Raw genomic sequence first — 23,550 nt, 5'->3', positions numbered from 1 at the left:
TTTATTGTTCAGTTACTATAACTTTCGTTATAGCGCCCTGCACATTGGTTCGTCTTGTTCAGTTTTCAAAGGTCTTTGTCGCTCTCTCGCGACAACTATATTAGTATATCATGACCTGATCTTGTTGTCAACACTTTTTTTAATTTTTTTTTATTTTTTTATAGATTATTTGATTTTACTTAATCCTACAATTTTTAAATTGAATTTTTAAAGTCTTTTAAATATTTTTCTAATTTTTTCTTCATTTTTGCTTTTCCTAGACATCTTCTATCAGTTAGTAATGCTTCATATTGTTTTTTTTCTTCCTCAGTTAGTTCTTTTTTAAATTGATTTAGGGCATCTCTTAATACTACTAATTCATCCAAATACATCTTTCTAGTTGATAGTCTGTGACTTATTTCTCCAATTTCTACATAAGGTAGTTTATTTATTTTCCGTTTATCACTTTCTTGTTGTCTTATTTTATCTTTAATGCGATTTCTAAATTTTGTTTTAAAGTACGTATATAGTAATTCTTCGTTTGTTTCAATTTCGGGATTTCTTTGGTATAGTTCAAATAGTGTCAATTGTCCTTCTTGTTCCCAATCCTCTCTTTCCCACAATTGAATATAGTATTCTTTCTCACATTTTCTAACAATAAATTTTACTTTTTGATACATTTTATTAAATTCCATAACTTCTCCTTTACTTTTATCTGTATTTTATAAAAATAAAGAAACTTAATGGTAATTTTTTCTATTCTGCTAATTTTTTTAACTATTTGGTCATTTTTTCACTTATTCTATTCAAAAGAAATAAAAAAAAACCGCCACTTAATGGCAGTTTATAGATAGTCCGTACGGGATTCGAACCCGTGTTACCGCCGTGAAAAGGCGGTGTCTTAACCCCTTGACCAACGGACCATTTTTACAACATATTCTATTATACAGAATAATTTTAGTCTGTCAATACTTTTTAATAAAAAAAGAAGGAAAATTTTCCTTCTTTTTGTTAGTTATTTTCTTCTAACTTTGATTTTATTTCATCGTATGATAGAGGTTTCGCTTCTTCTTCTAATTCATGCTCAGAATTTTCGGGCATTTTTCCTGTTTCATATAATGATTTAATTTGAACACTATCCAATGTTTCATATTTTAATAGAGCTTCAGCAATCAGTTTATGCGTTTCTCTATTTCCTTGAATTATTTCTGCTGCTTTATTACGCGCTTCATTCAACAGACTACGGACTTCTTCATCGATTTCGTAAGCTGTTCGTTCTGAAATCATTTTTTGTGGACTTTGGGCACCAAACATTGCATGGTTTCCTTCATATTGAACAGGTCCAAGTTTTTCACTCATTCCATATTCTGTCACCATTGCACGCGCCATTTGGGTAGCTTGTTCAAAGTCATTTGAAGCACCTGTTGTTTGCGAATTGAAAATAATTTCTTCGGCAACACGTCCTCCCATGAGCCCAGCTAATTGTTCTTTCATGTCTTCTTTAGAAAGTAACATTTGATCTTCTTTAGGAAGGGCAATCATGTAACCGCCAGCGCGACCACGTGGAACAATAGTAACTTTATGAACCACACGAGCATTTGATAATACAAGACCAACGATCGTATGACCAGCTTCGTGATAAGCCACCATTTCTCGTTCTTTTTGTGAAATCGTCCGATCCTTCTTAGATGGACCTGCAATAACACGGTCTTCTGCTTCATCGATATCAGAAGCATCAATTACTTTTTTATTTCGACGAGCTGCAACCAAGGCTGCTTCATTTAAAACATTTTCAAGATCAGCACCGACAAATCCTGGTGTCTGTTGAGCAACCAATTTCAAGTCCACATCTTGAGCAAGTGGCTTATTCTTAGCATGAACACGAAGAATTGCCTCACGACCTTTCACATCTGGACGTCCAACTAATACTTTACGGTCAAAACGGCCAGGACGAAGAAGGGCAGGGTCAAGGACATCAGAACGGTTAGTTGCTGCGATAACAATGATTCCTTCGTTTCCTTCAAAACCATCCATCTCAATCAAGAGCTGGTTAAGGGTTTGTTCACGTTCATCATTTCCGCCACCAAGACCTACACCACGTTGGCGCCCAACAGCATCAATTTCATCGATAAAGATAATGGCTGGAGCTGCTTTTTTAGCATCTTCAAAAAGTGATCGAACCCGGCTAGCACCAACTCCGACAAACATTTCGACGAAGTCAGAACCAGAGATACTGAAGAATGGCACCCCAGCCTCACCAGCTACTGCTTTTGCTAAAAGGGTTTTACCAGTTCCCGGAGGGCCTTCAAGAAGCACACCTGCTGGGATTCTTGCACCCAATTTAGTAAAGCGTTTTGGATCTTTTAAAAATTCAACAACTTCAACAAGTTCTTGTTTTTCTTCTTCAGCTCCTGCTACATCTGAAAAACGAACTTTAATATCTTCTTTATTAGCAGCACGGGCTTTATTACGACCAAAGTTCATGGCACCTCGGGCACCTCCGCCACCGCCTTGGTTCATCATGGAGAAGAAGAAGAACATGACGATAACAAATGGAACAATTGAAGTGAGAATTGTTATCCACATGCCACTTGAGCTCTCACGCTTGATGGTGATTTCTGCTTTGTGGTCAGCTGCTAATTTTTGTAATTCATTGACGGTGATATCAGATGGAAGGATGACACTAGTAAAGCGAGATACTTTTTGAACACTCGGGGTAAAGAATTGAATCCCTGTATCTTCTTTTGATTCTTTTGCTTTATTATAGGTCCCTGCAATTTCAATCACACTACCATTTGGTTGGTAACTGATCGTTTTGACATTATCATTTGTAATTTCCTTGACCAATTCTGTGTAGTTGATTTGCTGACTTTGACCAACTCCATTACCCGCAAAAAAGTACTGGAATCCTGTCACAGCCGCTACAATAATCAACAAATACAGAAAAGGATTTCGAACAAAACCGTTGTTTTTTCTGTTATTCATCTAGTCTCCTCTATTTTGAGTACACTTCCTCTTTTAATACACCAACATATGGTAGGTTACGATAATTTTCTTCATAGTCTAAACCATATCCGACAACAAACTCATTCGGAATCGTAAAGCAAGTATAATCTGCTTCGATCTCAACCAAACGTCCTTCAGGTTTATCCAATAATGTCGCAATCTTCACAGATGCTGCATTTCGTTCTTCAAAGAGTTCTTTTAGACTCTTGAGAGTTTTACCTGTATCGATGATATCTTCCACAAATAAAATATCTCTACCTGTAATATCCTGATCAATATCCTTGATAATATTAATGATACCTGAGCTTGCTGTACCGCCATGATAACTTGACACCAACATAAAGTCTAATTCAATATGAGTATCAACATGGTTGATCAACTCTGCCATAAATGGAACAGAACCTTTCAAAATTCCAACAAAAATTGGATTTTTTCCTTGGTACTCTTTTGTGAGAGTTTCACCCAATTTCTTTGCTGCTTCTACAATTTCATCATGTGAAACCAATACTTTTTTTATATCTTTTTCTAACATGTTTTTACCTATCTATTTTTTGAATATAAAGACTATCTTTCATTATACCACTTTTTGAGGGCTTACTCAAATCACTCGTTATCAATCCCACTACAGAAAGAATATTATGATTCTGTTCTATAATGAGAGCCTTTTGCCGAAGAGAAATTGGAATTTTATGGTTGATAAACCACCGTCTTAATTTTTGATGGTGGCCATTAACAAGCAGCTGATCTCCTTCCTTTCTCCCTCTAATTAAGATGGGAGTTTTGTGTGAAACAGAAAGAATTTCTACATTTTCCCCTACTAATGGGTGGCCAAAAGATAATTTATAATTTGCAATCTCAAAGATATTCCCAAATTCTAACAAAAATGGAAGGACTTGGTCATCCGACTTTTGACTGATTTTTTGTATTTCAAAGAAATCATATTCTTGATGCAGTTCATAATTCGACTTTAAATAATGGACACAATTTCTTTTCTTTCTTAGTAAATCTAGTAATTCTTGAAACTGGACTCTACCAAGTTGTAAATCTGGAAATTGTGCCAGATACTCTTCTAATAAGAAAGACTGGACAGAATCGGAATAAGTTCTAAAAGAAGCTAAATCTTGAATAGTGAACTCGCTAGTCAATTCTTTCAGTGCTTTGTGCCACTGAGTTACTTCCTCTGCTAAATAGCGAAGACTTGCTTGCATTTGAGGATTTTCTTTTTCAAATTCTGGAAGGTATTGATGGCGTACACGATTGCGAAAATAATCCTGTGAGGAATTACTACTGTCTTCAAAATGAGGAATTTTCATCAACTCATCTTTGGTAAAACTCAATAAAGGACGGATTAATTCACCTTTTCCAAATTGTTGGCGTACAGGAATGCCACTCAAGTGACGTAATTTAGTTCCTCGTATCAAGCGCATGAAAGTTGTTTCAGCTTGATCGTTTGCATGATGGCCTGTTACTAAAGCAGTACAATTCTCTTTCTCCATAATCTGTCTAAAAAAATCATAACGAAAGGTACGAGCTTTTGCTTCTGTAAAATCACCCAAATAGTGAGCAACGTGGATACGTGTCTTGCGACTGTCAGCTAGTGTTCGAAGTTCTATTTCTTCTAAATCTGATTCTGGTCTTTGTCCATGATTAACATGAGCAAGTATCAGTTGGATTTTCAATCGTTCTTTGTTCTTTTCTAAAAGTTCGTACAGATTCATTGAATCCAATCCACCCGATAAGGCAACTAAAACACGACGATGAGAAGTAAATAGATCTTGTTTTTCACAAAACTCTAAAAATCGCTTTTCCATTATTTCAATACCTCATAGATATCCTTTGAAATATTGGAAATCGTATCATAATTCGAATGATCTGTAAAAATGACTAGTACATAGGGTGAATTTGTGTAGACAATCGCAACATCATGTCTATAATCATAGGCATCTCCAATTTTATGAGCAACCTTTACTGGAAGGTCACGCGCAATCCGTTGATCATCGAATTTTGTAGAGGAGAGCGCATCAATAATTGAGCCATTCTGTTGATAGACAGCCTCCATGACATTGCCAGCCATTTCAGCGGATGCTTCTCTTTTTTCAACATCCCAATGCTTTTTTGCAATTTTATCCAAAGTTTTTTGGAAATCTTGATCTGATTGATGAGTGACATAATAATTCAAGATATTATGGCCAACATTATCGGATTCTTTTGCAATCTTATCTACTAATTCTTGGACACTATATTCCTTACCATCTGCTGTTTTTGAAATACTACCACTTCCTTCTGGTTCATAACCACCTTTAAAGTCATTGACTTCTGGAATATACTTGTAGGTTGTAGATGGAGAAATGGCTTTTTTATTGAGCTGTTCTTGGACATAGTACAAGTATGGTAATTTCGTTACACTAGCAGAATACATTTCTTTTTGCGGATTGATTCCAGCAGTATTTCCAGTCGCTAATTGTTTTACATAAATTCCATACGAAGGAGAATTGTATTTACTATTTAATAATTCCTGGACTTTTTCCATTCGATTATCTTTTTCAGTGACGAATGTTTTGTCCACCCAGCCCTGACCTTCAATCTCCACAAACTCATCTCGTAAAGTCTTAGCTGTACGTAAGACTGTCACTTTTGTATAAGGAGAAAGAGGTGTATTTTTTTCTTTTGCACCATTTATTAAGGGGCGGTCGTACACTTTAAAATCAGGTTTTAGCCACATGTCTTGTTTTTTTTCTTGTGTTTCTTGTACAACATCAGAAAAAATGACAGAAGAATCTGCTAATACATACCCTTTCTCTGCTATTTTAAATACAGCTTTCCCTTCATCATTTACAAAGAGTTGTTCGATTGTAAACGGTGTGTTGGGAAGAATTTCTCCTTTTGCTTTTTTCAACTGAGGATCAGAAAAAACAGAAATTTTGCGATAGACATTCGGGTTCGCTGGAATTGAAGAAAAATAAAGTTCTGATGAACGAGCCATTGTCTGAGAAGACTCAGACTGCTCGACACTCGCTGCTTGAGACCCAATAAATAAAATTGGAACTAACAATAGGAGCAGAAATCGTTTAGACACCTGTATTCCTTTCCTTTTCATCCTTTTGAAGTTTGATCATTTGATTTTTCTTTTTTAATTCCTCTAATTTTTCATCCGAAAATTCAAGGAATTGTTTAACTGTTTGTAAGATATTTTCCATCGGTTATTGGGGGAGTAAATCTGGGATGGTATAAACATATTCACCATCTTTTGAAAAAGAATACTTAGCGCGTGCATATTTTGTTGCATAATCATCGTCTTTTAATTTTTTAGCGATGTCTTGTTGGTATTCTTTTTGTTCACTTGTTTCTTTATACTCTTTTTCCAACTGTTTGTATTGTTCTTTTTTATCTTGTAGCGATTGATAGCTCTGGGCTAAATTATAAGTTGGAAGAATAAATAGTAACATGACCAATATCAAGACGAGTCCCATAAAACGATTGCGTTTTTTTCTTTCTTCTTCTAAAAAACGCTTTCGCTGACTTTCATCTTTGATATATTTATTGTTCATTTGAACGATATTTTTAGGCATCTTCTTCTATCCTTGTTTCACTAATGATTTCGTACATTTTGGATGCATCTTCTTTTTTTGTACTATCCAACATTTCCAAGACTTTAACCGTCAATACTTTATTTCCAAAACGAACTTCAATTTGATCATTCACTTTCAAATCCGTTGAACTTTTGGCTAATACTCCATTGACTTTGATCCGCCCTTTATCTGCAACTTCCTTTGCAACAGGGCGACGCTTAATAATGCGAGAAACTTTTAAATATTTATCTAATCTCATACTGTCACCTCTAACATAGTATTGTATCATTTTTTATACATAAAATGCGAAAAATGAGCTGAGAACTGCTAGTTCTCTTCTTTTTCTTTTTTAATTTCCAATAAAGTTTGACCAAATTGCTTCAGAGCTTCTAAAATTTCAAAATCTTTCTTGTTTCGAATATCAAAGATCACTTCAATCAATCCCTTTTCTTCTGCAATCTGTGCCTTCAACTGTGTCATTGATAGAGCTTTGAAATAATCCTGTGTTAAAAACAGTTGTTTAGCAATAGGTTCAAATTTCACTGTCACCTTTTGTTGTTTTCTCTCCACCAAACGGACAAAGACTTGATCCAAGTAAGCTTTCACTAAACCAATTTCAAGTAGGTAGGCGACAACATCTGGATATTCTCCAAAACGATCGATCAATTCATCTTGCAAGTATTCATAGTCCGTCGCAGAATTCATTTCACGAATTTGTTTGTAAATTTCAATTTTTTGACGTTGATCTGAAATATATTCATTAGGTAAATACGCATCTATTTGAAGGTTCAACTCTGCATTACTCTTTTGCCTGCGATGCTCTTGGCCTTGTTTCTTAGCAATAGCTTCTTCTAACAATTGAGAATACATTTCAAAACCAACTGAATCGATGAAACCAGATTGAGAAGCTCCAAGAATATTCCCTGCTCCACGGATCGATAAATCTCGCATAGCAATTTTAAATCCAGACCCCAACTCAGTAAAACCTTTAATAGCCTCTAAACGTTTTTCAGACACTTCTGTAAGAGATTTGTCTGGACGATACATCAAATAAGCATAAGCAATTCGATTGCTTCGTCCCACACGACCTCTTAGTTGATAAAGAGTTGAAAGTCCCATATGATCCGCATTTTCAATAAAGAGTGTATTGGCATTTGGAATATCCACACCTGTCTCAATAATGGTTGTCGTCACTAAGACATCGTATTCGCCATTAATGAAATCCAATAAGGTATTTTCCAGGCGAACTTCACTCATTTGGCCATGAACAAAGCCAATCGAAGCCTCTGGAATCAACTCTTTTAACTCGGATACTTTTTGCTCAATCGTATCTACCTTGTTGTAAAGATAGTACACTTGACCTCCACGATCCATCTCCCGCAACACAGCATCTCGAATAATAGTTGGATTGGTCTCTAGTACAAAAGTTTGCACAGGATACCGATTAGTTGGAGGTGTTTCAATGACAGACAAATCCCGAATTCCTAGCATAGACATATGAAGCGTCCGAGGAATAGGGGTAGCTGTCAAGGTAAGCACATCCACCTTTTTTTTCAATTCTTTCAAGGTTTCTTTGTGCTTTACTCCAAAACGTTGCTCTTCGTCGATTATAATCAAACCCAAGTCTGAAAAGACAACATCTTTAGACAATAACCGGTGAGTTCCAATAATAATGTCCACTCGTCCTTTTTTCAATTTTTCAAGCGTTTCCTTCTGCTCTGCTTTACTCTGGAAACGACTTAAAACAGCAACTTCTACCGCAAAAGCTTCAAAACGCTCCTTAAAATTGGCATAATGTTGTTGGGCAAGAACAGTCGTAGGAACCAGCACTGCTACTTGTTTATGATCATTTACTGCCTTAAAGGCTGCTCGCATAGCAACCTCTGTTTTCCCAAAACCGACGTCTCCAACCAGCAGTCGGTCCATCGGACGATTCGATTCCATATCTTTTTTGATTTCTTCAATGGAGCGCAACTGATCATCTGTTTCAATATATGGAAAATCTTGTTCAAAAGCTTCTTGATTTTTATCATCTGAAGAATAAGCAAAACCTTCTAATTGACTACGCTCTGCATAGAGTTTTATCAAATCATCCGCAATATCCTCCACCTGGGTCTGAACCTTTTGCTTCGTTTTTTGGAAACGACCATCGTTTAATTTGTTAATTTTTGGCGTTTTTCCATCACTTGCAACATATTTGGACAACATCTGAATCTGATCGACAGGAATCGAGATGCGATCTCCATTTTGATATTGAATGGAGACATAATCACGATGGACACCCGAAATTTCAATCGTTTCAATTCCCAAATATTGACCAATACCATGAACTTGGTGAACAACATAGTCCCCTTTTTCCAGTTCATTATAATTTTTTAGACGTTCTGCATTGGAAATATTTTGCCTGCGAATCTTTCGTTTGATCTTTTTCTGATAAATCTCTGACTCTGTAATATAGACAATTTTTTCATCAACAAATTGGAAACCGTGAGCTAGTCCTCCAACAATTAATTGACTAGCTTGAGGAATAATCGCATCCCCATCAATATAATCTAATCGAATTCCATACTCTTCTAAATTTTTATGGAGTTGCTGAAGATTGTGATGAGAACTTGCTTGGACAATAACCGTATAGTTTGATTTTCGATACCGTTCAATTTCCTCTTTTAGTAAATCAAATTGTCCAAAAAACTCCTGCATAGGATATTGGTTGAATTGATACAAATGATCAAATTTCAGATTTCCCAATCCTTTTTGAAAGTTTGAAAAATAAGTTGCAGGTGTATATTTTCGTAATGTTGTACTGGTGTCTGCAAAATAAACTTGGCGAGAAGAAGCTCTATTTTTATGTAAATCTTCCGTCAAGAAATTAGCTGTATCTAGTTCAAATCTCGCTATTTGATCGGCTATTTTTTGATAATCATCCAGAAAGACTGGAGTGTGTTTAGGTAGATAATCGAATAGGGTATATTGCTTCTCGTAAAAAAAACTAATAAATTTTCTAAGATCTGGATGGAGTTTTCTTTGAGAAACATCTCCTAGAATTTCTGCTAGATAAGATTTAAATTCTTCATTCGCGCTCTGTTCTTGCAATTGTTCGATTTGCTTCTGACCACGGATGAAATCTTCCTCTTGCAATAATAGATCACTCACTGCTTTGAGTTGAATTCTTTCGACATTTTCAACAGAACGCTGGCTTTCTGGGTCAAAGATTCGGATCCCATCAATCTCATCTCCGAAAAATTCAATCCGATAGGGTTGGAGTTGGTCAATCTCAAAGATATCTAAAATATCTCCTCGTAGACTAAACTCTCCCTGTTGCAAAACTTGGCTCACCTTTTGATAACCAATCTTCTGTAATGTTTCACTCAGGGTAGTTAAGTCTATTTCTTGACCAACCTTCAATTTAAAAATACTAGATGCAAAAACTTTAGGAGAAGGTAACAGTAGTTTGATACCACTCACATTGGTCACAAGGATACCTTGACGATCCTCTTTACATAAAAAGTTCAAGGCCTCTAATCGTGCAAATTGCCTTTCTTGTGAAGCAAAAACAAATTCTGCTAAAGGGTTATCATCTCCCAAAAATGTATGGACTTTCTCTTCTCCAAGTAAGGCAATAAAATCACTGGCCAATCGTTCTGCTTCGTTATAACTGGAAGTGATGAGGACTGCTTTTTCAATAGAATCAAAGGCTGAAGCCATTACAATAGCCTTTGTGGTCGCAGACAATCCTAAGATCAATTCCCTATTATTTTTTTGCAAACCCTGTTGCCAGGATAGAAAGTTGGAGTTTTGACTCACTAAATCAATTACATTCATCTACTTACCCGTTGTATTTCTGCATGCTTCTTTCAAAATTTTCTTCTACCAAGTAATCGTTAACCGCTTCTTCTACTCGATCGATTGTTTGTAGAATAGTGATGTAATCGTCTTTATCAAATTTTCCTAAGACATGATGAACAACTGACATACCCTGCTTAGGTCTTCCAATTCCAATCTTAATTCGATAAAAAGTCTGAGTTCCAATATGATTAATAATCGATTTGATTCCGTTATGACCTCCAGCTGATCCTTTAGCTCGAAGACGAATCTTGCCAACTTCCATATCTAAATCATCGTAAATAACCAAAAGATCTTCAATATCCAGACCATAATAAGTCAGAAGGGCATGGACTGCTTTTCCACTCTCATTCATGAAAGTGGTTGGCTTTACAAAATAGACCTTTTCGCCATTTAAAAATGTTGAGGCAATATCAGCTTGAAAAATCTTATCATGGGAGAAAGTAAGATTTAAAGACTTTGCCATTTGATCAATTAACATAAAGCCTACATTGTGTTTCGTTTCAAAATACTTATCACCTGGATTTCCCAATCCAACAATTAATTTCGTCATCTCTTTCCTTTCAAAACACTAAAAGGGTTGGAAATATTTTTTTCCAACCTTTACATTTTTTTACTATCTTACACATTAAAACGGAATTCCATGATGTCCCCGTCTTGGACAACATATTCTTTTCCTTCTTCGCGCAAGCGTCCTGCTTCTTTTACAGCCTTTTCAGAACCGTATTTGACCAAATCATCATAGGACATGGTAACGGCACGAATAAATCCTTTTTCAAAATCAGAGTGGATGATGCCAGCTGCTTGAGGAGCTTTCATGCCACGTTTGAAGGTCCAAGCACGCACTTCTTTTTCACCAGCTGTGAAATAAGTGCCAAGTCCCAACAAGTGGTAAGCTGCACGCGTGAGTTTATCAACTCCAGACTCTGTTAGCCCAATCGCCTCTAAAAATTCTTGTTTATCTGCATCATCTAGCTCAGAAATTTCTTCCTCAGCACGCGCAGAAATCACCACGACTTCCGCATTCTCTGTTGCCGCAAAGTCACGAATTTGCTTCACATAGTCAATAGAGTCTGGATCTGCAACAACATCTTCATCCACATTTGCTACATAAAGAACTGGTTTGGTAGTCAAAAGGAAAAGTCCTTTCACCACTTTTTGTTCTTCCTCCGTGAATTCAATGGTCCGAGCTGATTTTCCATCTTCAAGAACTGGTTTGATTTTTTGTAGAACATTAAATTCCTCAACAGAATCCTTATCTTTTTGTGTGCGAGCGATTTTTTCTACACGCGCATATCGTTTATTGACAGACTCTAAATCGGCTAAAATTAATTCTAAATTGATAGTATCAATATCTGCTAGTGGATCAACAAAGGCATCTTCACGACCTTGCTCCCGCATGACATTTTCATCATCAAAAGCACGCACTACATGGACGATAGCATCTACTTCACGGATATTGGCCAAGAATTTATTACCAAGTCCTTCCCCTTTAGAAGCTCCTTTCACAATCCCAGCAATATCTGTAAATTCAAAAGTAGTCGGAACTGTCTTCTTAGGAGTGATCATTTCCGTTAATTTTTGGAGACGTTCATCTGGAACTTCTACCATCCCGACGTTTGGATCAATGGTCGCAAAGGGATAGTTTGCGGCCTCTGCTCCTGCTTTTGTAATTGCGTTAAATAGGGTTGATTTACCAACGTTTGGTAAGCCAACGATACCTGCTGTTAATGCCATTTTTCTTTTTCTCCGTTCAAATTTCAATCTCTTTTATTATAACATAATTCAAAAGACAAGTGATGAAAAATGAAATATTTCATGATCTTTGAAATTTGAAGAATTAAAATAATATAAAATGTTCAGTCACTTTTGTGACTGAACATTTTATAAAACTTTCTTCATTTTCTGTTCAAAATCATGGCGACTCATCATGACCACATGATCACAATTACTACACTTAATTTTTATGTCTGCACCAAGTCGCGTAATTTCCCAACGATTTGCCTTCTTGCCTGTTTCTTTTATCACACAAGCGTGAGGCTTTTTCATTTCTACAAAATCACCTAACGTATACATGATGATTCACCTTTATTAATTTGTGCGAACTGGCGTAATCAATTGAATGAACCCTTGTTCATTTCCTTCTGGAACCAATGTAAACGGTCTAACAGAAGAAATAAAACGAATAACAACTTGTTCACTGTCAATAGCTTTGAGCGCTTCAATCAAATAAGTTGGATTAAAACTGATGGACAAATCCTCTCCTGAAACAGTGCTAGTATCGATCTCTTCATTTACTCGTCCAACTTCTGGTGAATGAACGTGGGCAGAAACCACTCCATTTTTGAATTCTAATTTGACCGTTCCATTTTGAGTTGCATTTGAAAGAAGACGTGCACGCTCCATGGCAAATCGAAGGTTAGCAACATTGAAGGTTGCCTCTGTATTGAACTCTGTTGGAATGAGACGGTCTGTGTCAGGATAATTCCCTTCTAACAAACGGGTATAGAAACTAATGTGTTCACTTCTAAAGAGGATTTGGTTATTAGCAAAGAAAACTTCAACGGTTTCAATATCATCAGAAAAGACAGAGGTGAATTCACGAAGAGAACGACTCGGAATGACAACATCAAAATTGTCTCCATTTTTCTCCAGTGTAATCACTTTTTGACTCATACGGTGAGAGTCTGTTGCTACTGTTTTAAGCTCTTTATTATCTGATAAAACAAAGTGAACACCTGTCAAAATTGGACGACTTTCTTGTACACTTGCTGCAAATGCCGTTTCGTTAATCAATTGTTTTAATAATTTTGTTTCCAAAACTAATGGATTACTTGCAGCAATTTCTTGAATACGTGGATATTGATCTGCATCTTTTCCTTTAAGTGTGATTTCTGATTTCCCACTTGTTAAGAGAACTTGTTTTTGTTCAATCTCTTTAAAATCTAAAGTAACATCTGGTAAACTTGAAACCACATTAATAAAGAAAGTTGCTTCCAATAAAATAGAACCTGGAGAAGTCACTAATAAACCTGCATTTTCATCTTTAATAGAAATAAAGTTTTCAATTGAAATTTGGCCATTCGATCCAGATAAGGCAACTCCTTCTGGAGTTACATCTATTTTAATTGTCGAGAGGATTGGAATAGCATTTTTTGAACTGATCGCTCTTTTGGTAGTATTTAGTGCTTGTAAAAATAAAGTTTTGTTAATAGAGAAATTTATCATGGTCATTCCTTTTATTTATTTTATGATTAGTAAGTTAATAGTAATAGTAGGTTGTGTGGAAGTTGTGGAAAACTCTCAGAATCCTATCTACGACTTGAAAAGTTACTTGTTTAAAAATTGTGCATAACCCCTAGAAGTTTATAGAAAGTTATCCACAGATTAATTTAATTTTTTCTTGATGCTTTGAATTTCTAGTCGAAGATTATCATCTGTATCGACCATACTTTTAATTTTTTCATAGGCATGAATGACAGTCGTGTGGTCTTTCCCACCAAATTCTTTTCCGATTCGAGGAAGTGAGTTGTCTGTCATCTCTCTTGAAAGATACATAGCCACTTGTCGTGCTAGGACAATATTCTGAACTCTTCGTGAACCTTTGATTTCTTTTACACTGACTCCATAAAAGGCTCCAACTGCTTCCTGAATTTTTTCAATGGGGATGACAAGTGTCTTGCTATTATCGTTTTTACGAGCTCGAATAGCTTCAGCTGCAACATCGATCGTAATTTCTTTTAGTTTTTTCACCTTTGCCATTAAGGAAATATCGTTTAAGGCACCCTCTAAGTCTCGGACATTTGAATCAAACTGACCTGCTAGATATTCTAGTGTGTCATTAGGAAAAATATAGTCTAGATCTTCAATTTTATTCCGTAAGATGGCAATCCGAGTTTCAAAATCAGGTGGTGTTATATTTTGCGTTAGTCCCCATTTGAAACGAGTAACCAGCCGCTCTTCAAGACTATCTAAATGATCCGGACTTCGATCGCTTGTTAGAACAATCTGTTTGTTGTCGCTATGGAGGGCATTAAAGGTATTAAAGAATTCCTCTTGAGTCGTGACTTTTTTCCCACCAAGTGACTGGATATCATCAATCAGTAAGAGATCAAGACTTCGATAGGTATTCTTGAACGTCTTCATTTCTCCTAATCGAAGGTGTTCTAAAAATTCATTAATAAAGGTTTCTGCTGGGACATACTTAACCCGTGCATTTGGAATATTTTCTAGGATTTGATTTCCAATCGCATTCAATAGGTGAGTCTTTCCAAGTCCTGGTCCACCATAGATAAAGAGAGGGTTGTATGTTGTTGCAAGATTTTCAGAAACTGCAAGCGCTGCTGCTTTCGCCCAAATATTTCCATCCCCTTGCACAAAATTATCAAAGGTGTACTTTGATTTCAGACCTGTATCAATTTTAGGCAACGGTTCGTTTGTTAAGCTACCTGAAGATAATCTCCTATTCTCACTGCTATGACTACTAGGAATTTCTTCGGTATCTTCAAAAACGAAATGGAGCTTCAAATCTGTATTGTAGACTTCAAAGCTGGCTGTGATCAAAGCATTTTTTAGATTTGTTTCCCAAAATAATTCTTTATAATTTCCATCAAGATAAATGGTAGCCGTTTCCCCATCGATTTTGACTAATTTTGAATCGGCGACAAAAAAATCATAGGCACTATCTTTTAGTTGTAATTGGGCTAATTCTAAAAAACGAGACCAAAATTGCTCTTCTTGTGACACTATCAGACTTCCCTCCTTTTCTTGAATTGTATCAAATCATACGTACTCCTATTCTACCACAAACCAAAATAGTTTTCCACAGGCTAAATTTCATGAAATTAAATTATAGTTTTAAACTTTTCCACAAGTTGTGGATTTAAATCCACATTGTTTTTAAAAGTTATCCACAAAGTGGGGATAACTAGAGAATTTCCTTATTTTTCTGCTATTTACAAAAGATTTTTATGGTGGAAAAGCTTGTAAATACAAAAAATAAAAATAACAGCCTTATTTAAGGCTGTTGATAATTCGTTGGTATTCATCGAGACTTGAAAAAGAAATTTGGATAGTTCCTTTATTTTGCGAAGAGGAATGTATCGTAACTTCTGTCCCTAATATTTTTTTCAGTTTTTGTTCTTCTTCTAGTAGGAAGCTTTCTTTTGATTTTTGTTTTTTCTGTTTTCTTTTTGAACTGATCTTATTTTCTAATGTTCGAACATTTAAGTGATCCTGTTTGATTCTCTCCAACCAAAAGCGCTGCTCTTCTTCATCAAGAGGAACAAGAACACGCGCGTGAGCCGAAGAAATATCATTTTGAATGACTGCTTCTTGAACAGAGGGGGCTAGATGTAACAAGCGAAGCATATTGCTAATATAGGGTCTAGATTTCCCCATAAATTGGGCAATTTGGTCATGCTTATAGCCATGATCAACTAGCTTTTGGTAGGAGATAGCTTCTTCAATTGGATTGAGATCTTCTCGTTGAAGATTTTCAATAATGGCTTGTCGCATCATTTCTTGATCCGTTAACTCTTTAATAATCGCAGGAACAAGCTCTAATCCAGCAATTTTTGAAGCTCTAAACCGTCTTTCACCTGCAAGTAATTCAAAACCAATTATTGGAGATTTTCTGACAATAATGGGTTGAATTAATCCATTTTCTTTGATTGACTGAGCCAGTTCTTCTAATTTTTCTTGATCAAATACTTTTCTTGGTTGGAAAGGATTGGTTCGAATGTCCTTTACCGCTATTTTTTCTAATTTTTCCATCTTATGAATAGAATAACACACCTTTACAAATTCGTAAAGATGTGTTTACAAGTATGTCAAGAAAGTGAAAGTTAATCGCTCAGATCCTCAGTTGATTTTGTCAACTTGATAGAAGTTGTTTGTTGTTTTCCATCACGATAGAATGTGACCTTGATCGTATCATTGATTTGGTGAGAATAGAGGGCAGATTGTAAATCTGCAGTTGACTCGATAGTTGTATCATCGATCTTTGTGATCACATCATAACGTTGCAATTTATCTGAAGCAGGCATATTTTCAAGTGTTGAACGAACCAGTACTCCTCCAGAGATTTTTTCAGGAAGTTTTAATTGGCTTAAATCAGAAGTTGAAAGGTTGGATAAATCCATCATTTGAATTCCAAGAGCTGGTCGAACTACTTTTCCTTTTTCTTCTAGTTGCTTGATAATATTGACAACATCATTTGCAGGAATTGCAAATCCCATTCCTTCTACTGAAGTTTGCCCGTTATTTGAAATTTTACTTGAGGTAATCCCAATGACCTGTCCTTGAATATTGATTAATGGACCTCCAGAGTTTCCTGGGTTGATGGCTGCGTCTGTTTGTAGAGCGCGTGTAGAGATATTTTGTCCATTATCGGCTTTCAATTTCACATTGCGACCTTGGCTGGAAATAATCCCTTGGGTAACAGAATTCGCATAATCTGTTCCAAGAGGGCTACCGATTGCAATCGCAGTCTCACCGACCGTTAATTGGTTTGAATCTCCGAATTCAGCTACTGCCTTTGCTTTATCCGCACTGATGCGAACTACTGCGATATCGGAATAGACATCTGATCCAACTACTTCTCCAGGGACTTTATTCCCGTCTGCTAAGAGAATATCTACTTTTTTTGCACCATTGATCACATGGGTATTGGTAACAAGGTAGGCATATTTTCCTTCTTTTTTATAAATGACCCCAGAACCTTCACTAGAAATTTGTGAGTCTGAATTGTCTTCTTTTTCAAACAATCCTTGATTCGAAGAATCAGAGTAAGTGATCACAGAAACCACAGCATTTTTTACTTTATCGACGGCCTCACTGGTTGAAGTCGTATTTTTGTAAGCTGTTTTAACAGTGGTTGAGTGGACTTGTTTACTTTCAGTATTGGAAGTAGAAGAATGAGATGTTTGTAAGGTTAAAAAGGTTCCAAGAAGCCCACCTAGTAAACCTACAACAAAAATGAGGGCTATGTTTCCAATTTTTTTCAGTAAATTAGATGAATATTTCATATTTTCCTCCTAAGGATATCAAATTGTCTAGAGTATAGAAAAACTTTCTTAATTATATCTTAAATAATTAAAGTTATCCACAATTTGTGGATAACTTGTAGAATTGAGTTGAGAAATGGCTTTAAAAAGGAATTTATTGAATAGATTTCCTTTCTATAGCTGTGGATTATTTGTAGAATTGAAGAAATATGCTACAATAGGGGAATGAAAATTAAATTGATAACCGTTGGAAAATTAAAAGAAAAATACTTAAAAGATGGGATTGCGGAGTATATTAAAAGGCTTGGTCGATTTGCAAAAGTAGAACAGGTTGAGTTAGTTGATGAAAAAACTCCAGATCGTGCCAGTCAACTCGAAAATCAACAAATTCTTGAAAAAGAGGGGGAACGAATTCTCTCTAAAATTTCAGATAAGGAATATGTGATTGTATTGGCCATCGAAGGAAAACAATTTCCTTCAGAGAAATTTAGTCAAACGATTGACCAGATTATGACATCTGGTTATTCAAACCTTACTTTTGTTATTGGAGGCAGTCTTGGGCTGTCTCCAGAAGTGAAAAAAAGAGGAAATCTATTGATGAGCTTTGGTCAATTAACTCTTCCTCATCAGTTGATGAAATTAGTCCTGGTGGAACAAATCTATCGTGCTTTCATGATTCAACAGGGGAGTCCCTACCATAAATAACCTTGACGCTCCTTCTTTTTTCTGCTAAAATAAAGTAAGTTCGGTCTCATAGCTCAGCTGGATAGAGCATTCGCCTTCTAAGCGAACGGTCGCAGGTTCGAATCCTGCTGGGATCAAATGCAAGATGCAGTTTTTGCTGCATCTTTTCTTTTTTGTAAAAATGTATAAATTTTCATTATCTATTAATTTTTGTATACTTTACTATATACAAATAGAAATGGAATGATTTATTAGAAATATTTTTTTAAAAAACTAATAATCCCTATATAGTGTAAATTATAGATTATATAAATTGTGTAAAATAGTTTTCATTCATGTAACAAAAACATTAAAAAGATTACAATTTCACCCATTCCCTTTAATTTTAGGCTATTTTATATTATAATTTTTTGTATATAAAAATTTATTTTTTTATAATAATACTAGAGTATAATAAAATAGAAAATAAAGTGGGAGAGTTTGTGTGATTCAGTCATTAGTCTTATCTTTTCTTTTAGGAGGGATCATTGTTCTGACGTTTGCATTAGTGGACGAAAAAATCTATCAGGAACATCAATTTTCATTTATCTTTCTGTTGAGTACTTTTGTTCTTCTTTTTGAAAGTCTCTTAGTATTTTTAGATGTGACTCTATTTTCAAACATTCGACTCTCTGATTTAAACATGCTCTTATGGCCAGTTTATTTATATCCTTATTATCATTATGCAAATCGGACGAATCGCTTATGCGCCATTTTTTATTCTTTTTTTACTTATTTAGCGGTTGAAGGAACAGCAACTTTTCTGACGATTATTGTCTCTTCAGTAATAGGAGATGCTGTTGTAGCAGCTCACTCGATTGTCTATAATATGTTTATTCGCTTGCTTTCTTTAGGAATCATTTTGAAGTTAATTGACTTATTTGAATTTGATTTTACTCCTTTTTATGAAGAAGAATTTGAAAAGTATGTAAAGAAATTGATTTCGGTCTATTTCGCTATATTTGTAGTGATCAATTTTGCCTTATGGATAAGTGAACAAGCGCAATTTAAAAATTTTGGGAGTATGCTGGCAACGATTTGTTTTTTCTCTTTTGTAGTCAGTTTATTCCACATGAAAATCGAGCGAGATCAGTATCGTAAAAATTTAGAACTGGAGTATAAAGAATTTTCTGAGCAACAAATGAGTCGGTATATGGCTGAAATTCAAAGTCTCTATTCTATTGTTAGGGGATTTCGTCATGATTTGGGAAATCTAGTTATTTCTATGTCATTAGCTATTGAGGAAGAAAATATTCCAGAAATACAGAGAATCCATAGAGAAGTATTGGAAAAAGGTTATAAAAAGATCAACACAGAAGAATTATCAGGATTCAACTTGGTCAATATCAAAGATTCTGCTTTACGAAGTATTTTGATTCGAGGCTGGTTGGATGCAAGAGATGCTGGGGTGGAAATGACCTTTGAAACGAGTGAACCAATCGAGCAACTACCAGTCGATTTATTGGATATCGTGAGAATTGTTGGGATTCTAGTGACGAATGCCTTGGAAGCTTCAAAAGAAGCAGAAGAAAAGAAGGTTCATATTGCTATTTTCTCTATTTCAAAAATTGTTTACTTAGTGATTCATAATACAACAAATGAAATCACTTTTGATATTAGAAAAATATATGAAGAAGGCTATTCGACAAAAGGAGAAAATAGAGGACTAGGATTAAATAATGTGAGGAAAATTTTGGCAAATTATGGAACGATGTTTTTAGAAACAGAGTTGCAAGAAAATCGTTTTTTACAAGTTTTGAAGATTGGAGGATATGAACAGGAATGAAGATTTTTTTATTAGAAGATGAGCTTTCTCAACAGATACGGGTAGAAAAACACATTGCAGAAATTGCTAAGGAATTAGAAATTAAACTTGAAGTGATTTCTACCGGTAAAATTTCGGAATTTGAAAATTATATCCAGCATTCGGATATCCACCAATTATATTTTCTAGATATTCATATCCAAGACAATGAGTATTGCGGGCTGGAAATTGCTCAAAAAATACGAGAAGCAAATCCTTATGCCATTATTGTTTTTATTACTACAAAATCAGAATTCGCTTCTATTACCTATCGTTATAAAGTATCTGCCTTAGATTTTATTGATAAAAATTTGAATGAAGATTTATTTAGATTAAAAATAAAGGAGTGTATTGAGTACCTGACAACTATTAAAATTGGAAATGATGATTTGACAGATTATTTTGAGTATGACTTTAAGGATAAAAAGATAAAAATTCCATTTAAGGATATTCTTTATATTGAAACTGTTGGTTCGGCTTATAAATTAAACTTAGTTGGGAAAAATTTTCAAAAAGAAATTGCGGGAAGTTTATCAGATGTCTTAGAGAAAGATGTGGAGGAGAGATATTTCAGTCCCCATCAATCTTTTATAGTTAATAGAAGTATGATCATTGGAATGGATAAGAAAAAGAAACAGCTGCTGTTGAAAGAAGGGTATTCTTGTCCAATATCAAGAAGCAATATCAAACGTGCCAAAAAATTAATTGAAGAGCAAAATTTAGAATTTAGTGCTTGACAATTAGTTAAATTTTGATATAATGGGATATGTTCTGTTAATGAATATATGGTCCGTTGGTCAAGGGGTTAAGACACCGCCTTTTCACGGCGGTAACACGGGTTCGAATCCCGTACGGACTATATCTCATTCCGCCATAGCTCAGTTGGTAGTAGCGCATGACTGTTAATCATGATGTCGTAGGTTCGAGTCCTACTGGCGGAGCTAGTATAGCACCCATTTGGGTGTTTTTTTGTTTTGAAAAAGCTAGGATAATTACTATCCTAGCATTTTATTTATAAGTGAACGATATTTAGATTCCTTAGCTTTTTCGTCTTTTTATTTGTCTCCATTCGTAGAGGAAAAAGAGAATGATTCCAACGAAAAAGGCAATGAGTCCTTCAATTAAGCCTTGGGGAACAAATGTTAAGGTGACTGTTCCGGATCCTTTTGAAACACGAACTCCCATCAATCCTTTCTGGATGCGATGAATGTGGATAGGTTTTCCATTTTGTTTAGCTGACCAGCCTTTATCATAAGGCAGTGTAAAAATCAGAGTAGTATCTCTATTTGCGTTATAGGCTGCCACCAATTTATTTTTCTTTTTGTGAATAGCAACTTTTTGTTGACGAATAGTGGTGATAGCTTGTGTATATTGGTCAAGATCCAGAGCAAAAAATTCTGGTGTACCAAAGGAGACTGTCGAATTTTCTGGAAAACTCATACGAATAGTAACTGTTTCCTCTGTGTCAAAATGGCCAATCGAAAAGAATGGAAAGGCATTATCAATGGTATAGCGTTTGGTCTGTCCATTGTAGCTGATTTCAATATCTTTTCGATCATCGTTTGAAAATTGTAAATTTGGAACATTGACATATAGTTGGCTATGGGCAGGAACCGTTACTTCATATTGAATACTTGCGTAGGATAGATGACTATCTTCTTCAATTTTTGCAGTTTGCAACGAAGATGTAGTATTTTGTGAAGTAGGCGAGAGGATATTTAATTTCTTATAAAATTTATATTTTTCATCCGTGATTTGATGGATGAATCGTGTCTGATTATCCAGTGTTAAATTCGTAAAGGAAGTATTTTTATAAGGTTTTATTGACAGAAAGGCGATTGGTAAGGCATATTCATTTTCTGAAAGTGAGACTCCATTTTTGGTTGCAATCTCTTTAAATCCAAATTTTTGAACAGGTTGTTGGCTTAAATTATAGCGAACACCAAATAGACTATCCATTAAAATAGAATTGTTTTGGTATCGAAGATTAAGGTTGGTTCCTTCAGATTTAAATCCAAGTTTGTCCAATGTCGAACTAGCATCCGTATTTCGTACAGATGAAAATTGAGAAATTCCATTATAACCATACTTCATGCTATCATTGCCCGTTTGTGGCTGTAGAATCTCAGTCCGATAATTTGAGTCTGTCTTCTCTCTTACTAAGGTTTGAATGGCTTTTAAGTCGCGTTCGTAGGATGAGCGAGAAGCGAAGACCCATTCATTCGCAATTCCTTCCATTTGATAATAACTATTCACCGATAATTCAAATAAGGAAAAGAAGATAATAGAAAGATAGAAAAGTCTGGGCGGTATTTTTTTTAAGATAAATCCTAAACAGACCAAATAGAAAGCAATTAAAAATTCAAAAGTAACAATGAAATTGACAGCATCTAAAAATTTATAGTGACTGCTGTAAAGGACAGTTGCTCCAAATCCTAGAATAAGGAGGAAATTAGCAAGACTAAAACGAATCCAAGTGATCTCCTCTAATCGATTTAGTACTTCTCCTGCCATCAGAATAATTGTCAAAGAAAAGATCCAAGAGTATCGATGAAGAAACATATTTGGCGCGTGCATACCTTGCCAAAGGAGATCTAATAATTGAAAACGAAAACTCAAAATAAGAATGGTCAAGAGTATAAAGTAAGAAAGTTTCACGTGAAACTTGATCGACTTTACAAAGAAAAAGGTGATCGCTAATAAAAGTGGAAATAATCCCACGTAGATCATTGGAATGGATCCATATTTAGTAGTGTCAAAACTTCCAATGAAATTTTTTGCAAATACGTCAAGATACCAACTTTTTTCTGTAAAGATACTGTCGACCTTTGAAAAATTTTCTCCATGAGTGCGTAAATCTAAGAAGGTTGGATATAACATCACAAGACTTGTTATAACTGATAAAAGAGATACAATCACAAAATGAAAGAAGCGTTTTCCAATTCCTTTGATGTCCCATGACAGTTGTGTCAAGTACCATAAAATAAGAAAAATAGACATCATAAACCCAAAATAATAATTTTGGATAAACAAGCTGGTTAAGCTGATAAAGTAGAGAATCTCTCCCTCATTGTAAATGAGTTTTTTGAATCCATAAAGAATTAATGGTGCTAAGATAAAAACATCTAGCCAAGTTTTAATTTCAATTTGACTAATAGCAAAGCTCATCAGAGCAAAGGATGTTGAAAGGGTAAGAACCAGGCTTCTAGGGATTTTAGAAAACATCCCATGTAGACTAATATAAGTACTCAGACCAATTGCACCAAATTTTAGAAGAGTGATGAGATAAACAGCATTCGGCATGGATTGTGCATTAAAGAAGTAGACAAGAGGAGAAAAGAAACTTCCTAGATAATAGCTACTGAGTGCATAGAAATTAATGCCTAATCCACTTTGGAAACTATAAAATAGGCTATCTGTCCCATGTAAAATATTTCGAAGTGTGGTATCAAAAATGACATACTGATGATAACCATCTCCTAATAATGGGGATGTATCACTGTTCCAGTAGATTCCTTGTGAGAGGTAAATACAGAACATCATGATAGCTGGAATCAGGAAAGAAGATACTATAAAAAGGGATGTTTTTAGCTTTGTTTTATTCATATATTTCTACTGA

At 35.1% G+C, this 23,550-nt stretch carries 20 protein-coding genes and 4 tRNA genes; 6 read left to right on the top strand and 18 right to left on the bottom strand.

Annotated elements, in window-relative coordinates; genetic code table 11:
* Positions 1-194: 194 nt before the first annotated feature.
* The 17 genes from AB5Y61_RS05080 to AB5Y61_RS05000 form a co-directional block, all read right to left on the bottom strand.
* A complete protein-coding gene (locus tag AB5Y61_RS05080; protein WP_368403387.1) occupies positions 195-674 on the bottom strand; it encodes a sigma-70 family RNA polymerase sigma factor in 480 nt (159 codons plus the stop codon).
* Positions 675-830: 156 nt separating this feature from the next.
* Positions 831-902, bottom strand: a tRNA-Glu gene (locus AB5Y61_RS05075).
* An 88-nt stretch (positions 903-990) separates the two neighbouring features.
* On the bottom strand, positions 991-2,964 hold the full coding sequence (gene ftsH / locus AB5Y61_RS05070; RefSeq protein ID WP_368403386.1) for an ATP-dependent zinc metalloprotease FtsH: 1,974 nt from the start codon (positions 2,962-2,964) through the stop codon (positions 991-993).
* Positions 2,965-2,974: 10 nt separating this feature from the next.
* Positions 2,975-3,517, bottom strand: a complete 543-nt coding sequence (hpt, locus tag AB5Y61_RS05065) for a hypoxanthine phosphoribosyltransferase (RefSeq protein WP_045760073.1) — start codon at positions 3,515-3,517, stop codon at positions 2,975-2,977.
* A gap of 4 nt (positions 3,518-3,521) precedes the next feature.
* On the bottom strand, positions 3,522-4,796 hold the full coding sequence (gene tilS / locus AB5Y61_RS05060; RefSeq protein ID WP_368403385.1) for a tRNA lysidine(34) synthetase TilS: 1,275 nt from the start codon (positions 4,794-4,796) through the stop codon (positions 3,522-3,524).
* Positions 4,796-6,082, bottom strand: coding sequence for a serine hydrolase (locus tag AB5Y61_RS05055; RefSeq protein WP_439145113.1), 1,287 nt, complete (start codon positions 6,080-6,082; stop codon positions 4,796-4,798). The genes tilS and AB5Y61_RS05055 overlap by 1 nt, the downstream gene beginning before the upstream one ends.
* Positions 6,054-6,182, bottom strand: coding sequence for an SP_0009 family protein (locus AB5Y61_RS05050; protein WP_003009253.1), 129 nt, complete (start codon positions 6,180-6,182; stop codon positions 6,054-6,056). Before AB5Y61_RS05050 ends, AB5Y61_RS05055 begins: the two co-directional genes overlap by 29 nt.
* Before the next feature lie 3 nt (positions 6,183-6,185).
* Entirely contained in the window at positions 6,186-6,554 is a 369-nt protein-coding gene (locus AB5Y61_RS05045; RefSeq protein WP_003010764.1) for an FtsB family cell division protein, read from the bottom strand.
* Positions 6,547-6,813, bottom strand: coding sequence for an RNA-binding S4 domain-containing protein (locus AB5Y61_RS05040; protein ID WP_003002258.1), 267 nt, complete (start codon positions 6,811-6,813; stop codon positions 6,547-6,549). Before AB5Y61_RS05040 ends, AB5Y61_RS05045 begins: the two co-directional genes overlap by 8 nt.
* 68 nt (positions 6,814-6,881) lie before the next feature.
* The gene (gene mfd / locus AB5Y61_RS05035) at positions 6,882-10,376 is read right to left on the bottom strand and encodes a transcription-repair coupling factor (protein ID WP_368403383.1); all 3,495 of its coding nucleotides are present in this window, start codon (positions 10,374-10,376) and stop codon (positions 6,882-6,884) included.
* A gap of 4 nt (positions 10,377-10,380) precedes the next feature.
* Complete coding sequence (gene pth / locus AB5Y61_RS05030; RefSeq protein WP_009731938.1) at positions 10,381-10,950, bottom strand: aminoacyl-tRNA hydrolase; 570 nt, start codon at positions 10,948-10,950, stop codon at positions 10,381-10,383.
* Between the two features lie 68 nt (positions 10,951-11,018).
* Entirely contained in the window at positions 11,019-12,134 is a 1,116-nt protein-coding gene (ychF, locus tag AB5Y61_RS05025; RefSeq protein WP_049514974.1) for a redox-regulated ATPase YchF, read from the bottom strand.
* A gap of 147 nt (positions 12,135-12,281) precedes the next feature.
* Positions 12,282-12,473 (bottom strand): DUF951 domain-containing protein, encoded by a 192-nt coding sequence (locus tag AB5Y61_RS05020; protein ID WP_003002008.1) that lies wholly within the window; start codon positions 12,471-12,473, stop codon positions 12,282-12,284.
* A 15-nt stretch (positions 12,474-12,488) separates the two neighbouring features.
* On the bottom strand, positions 12,489-13,625 hold the full coding sequence (dnaN, locus tag AB5Y61_RS05015; RefSeq protein WP_368403382.1) for a DNA polymerase III subunit beta: 1,137 nt from the start codon (positions 13,623-13,625) through the stop codon (positions 12,489-12,491).
* Between the two features lie 159 nt (positions 13,626-13,784).
* Positions 13,785-15,143: a chromosomal replication initiator protein DnaA gene (dnaA, locus tag AB5Y61_RS05010; RefSeq protein ID WP_368403381.1), complete on the bottom strand. Its 1,359-nt coding sequence runs from the start codon at positions 15,141-15,143 to the stop codon at positions 13,785-13,787.
* A 267-nt stretch (positions 15,144-15,410) separates the two neighbouring features.
* Positions 15,411-16,172 carry a ParB/RepB/Spo0J family partition protein gene (locus AB5Y61_RS05005; RefSeq protein ID WP_368403380.1) on the bottom strand — a complete coding sequence of 254 codons (762 nt, stop codon included), beginning with the start codon at positions 16,170-16,172 and terminating at the stop codon, positions 15,411-15,413.
* 71 nt (positions 16,173-16,243) lie between these two features.
* On the bottom strand, positions 16,244-17,425 hold the full coding sequence (locus AB5Y61_RS05000; RefSeq protein WP_368403379.1) for a S1C family serine protease: 1,182 nt from the start codon (positions 17,423-17,425) through the stop codon (positions 16,244-16,246).
* A gap of 204 nt (positions 17,426-17,629) precedes the next feature.
* Between AB5Y61_RS05000 and rlmH the strand changes: the two genes are divergently transcribed.
* The 6 genes from rlmH to AB5Y61_RS04970 all read left to right on the top strand — a co-directional run bounded on the left by rlmH (position 17,630) and on the right by AB5Y61_RS04970 (position 20,872).
* Complete coding sequence (rlmH, locus tag AB5Y61_RS04995) at positions 17,630-18,109, top strand: 23S rRNA (pseudouridine(1915)-N(3))-methyltransferase RlmH (protein ID WP_003009233.1); 480 nt, start codon at positions 17,630-17,632, stop codon at positions 18,107-18,109.
* Positions 18,110-18,151: 42 nt separating this feature from the next.
* Positions 18,152-18,225: transfer RNA gene (locus AB5Y61_RS04990), tRNA-Arg, on the top strand.
* 347 nt (positions 18,226-18,572) lie between these two features.
* Positions 18,573-19,913, top strand: a complete 1,341-nt coding sequence (locus AB5Y61_RS04985) for a sensor histidine kinase (protein WP_368403378.1) — start codon at positions 18,573-18,575, stop codon at positions 19,911-19,913.
* Entirely contained in the window at positions 19,910-20,668 is a 759-nt protein-coding gene (locus tag AB5Y61_RS04980) for a response regulator transcription factor (RefSeq protein ID WP_368403377.1), read from the top strand. The genes AB5Y61_RS04985 and AB5Y61_RS04980 overlap by 4 nt, the downstream gene beginning before the upstream one ends.
* Positions 20,669-20,718: 50 nt before the next feature.
* Positions 20,719-20,790: transfer RNA gene (locus AB5Y61_RS04975), tRNA-Glu, on the top strand.
* 8 nt (positions 20,791-20,798) lie between these two features.
* A tRNA-Asn gene (locus tag AB5Y61_RS04970) sits at positions 20,799-20,872 on the top strand.
* 97 nt (positions 20,873-20,969) lie between these two features.
* Here AB5Y61_RS04970 and AB5Y61_RS04965 read toward each other — a convergent pair.
* A complete protein-coding gene (locus AB5Y61_RS04965) occupies positions 20,970-23,537 on the bottom strand; it encodes a YfhO family protein (RefSeq protein WP_368403376.1) in 2,568 nt (855 codons plus the stop codon).
* Positions 23,538-23,550 lie beyond the last annotated feature (13 nt).

Origin of the sequence: Streptococcus parasanguinis (assembly GCF_040908565.1) — a bacterium.
GTDB classification, from domain to species: Bacteria; Bacillota; Bacilli; order Lactobacillales; family Streptococcaceae; genus Streptococcus; species Streptococcus parasanguinis_AC.
The sequence above is the reverse complement of the archived record's forward strand: the minus strand, read 5'-3'. Positions and strand labels throughout refer to the sequence as shown.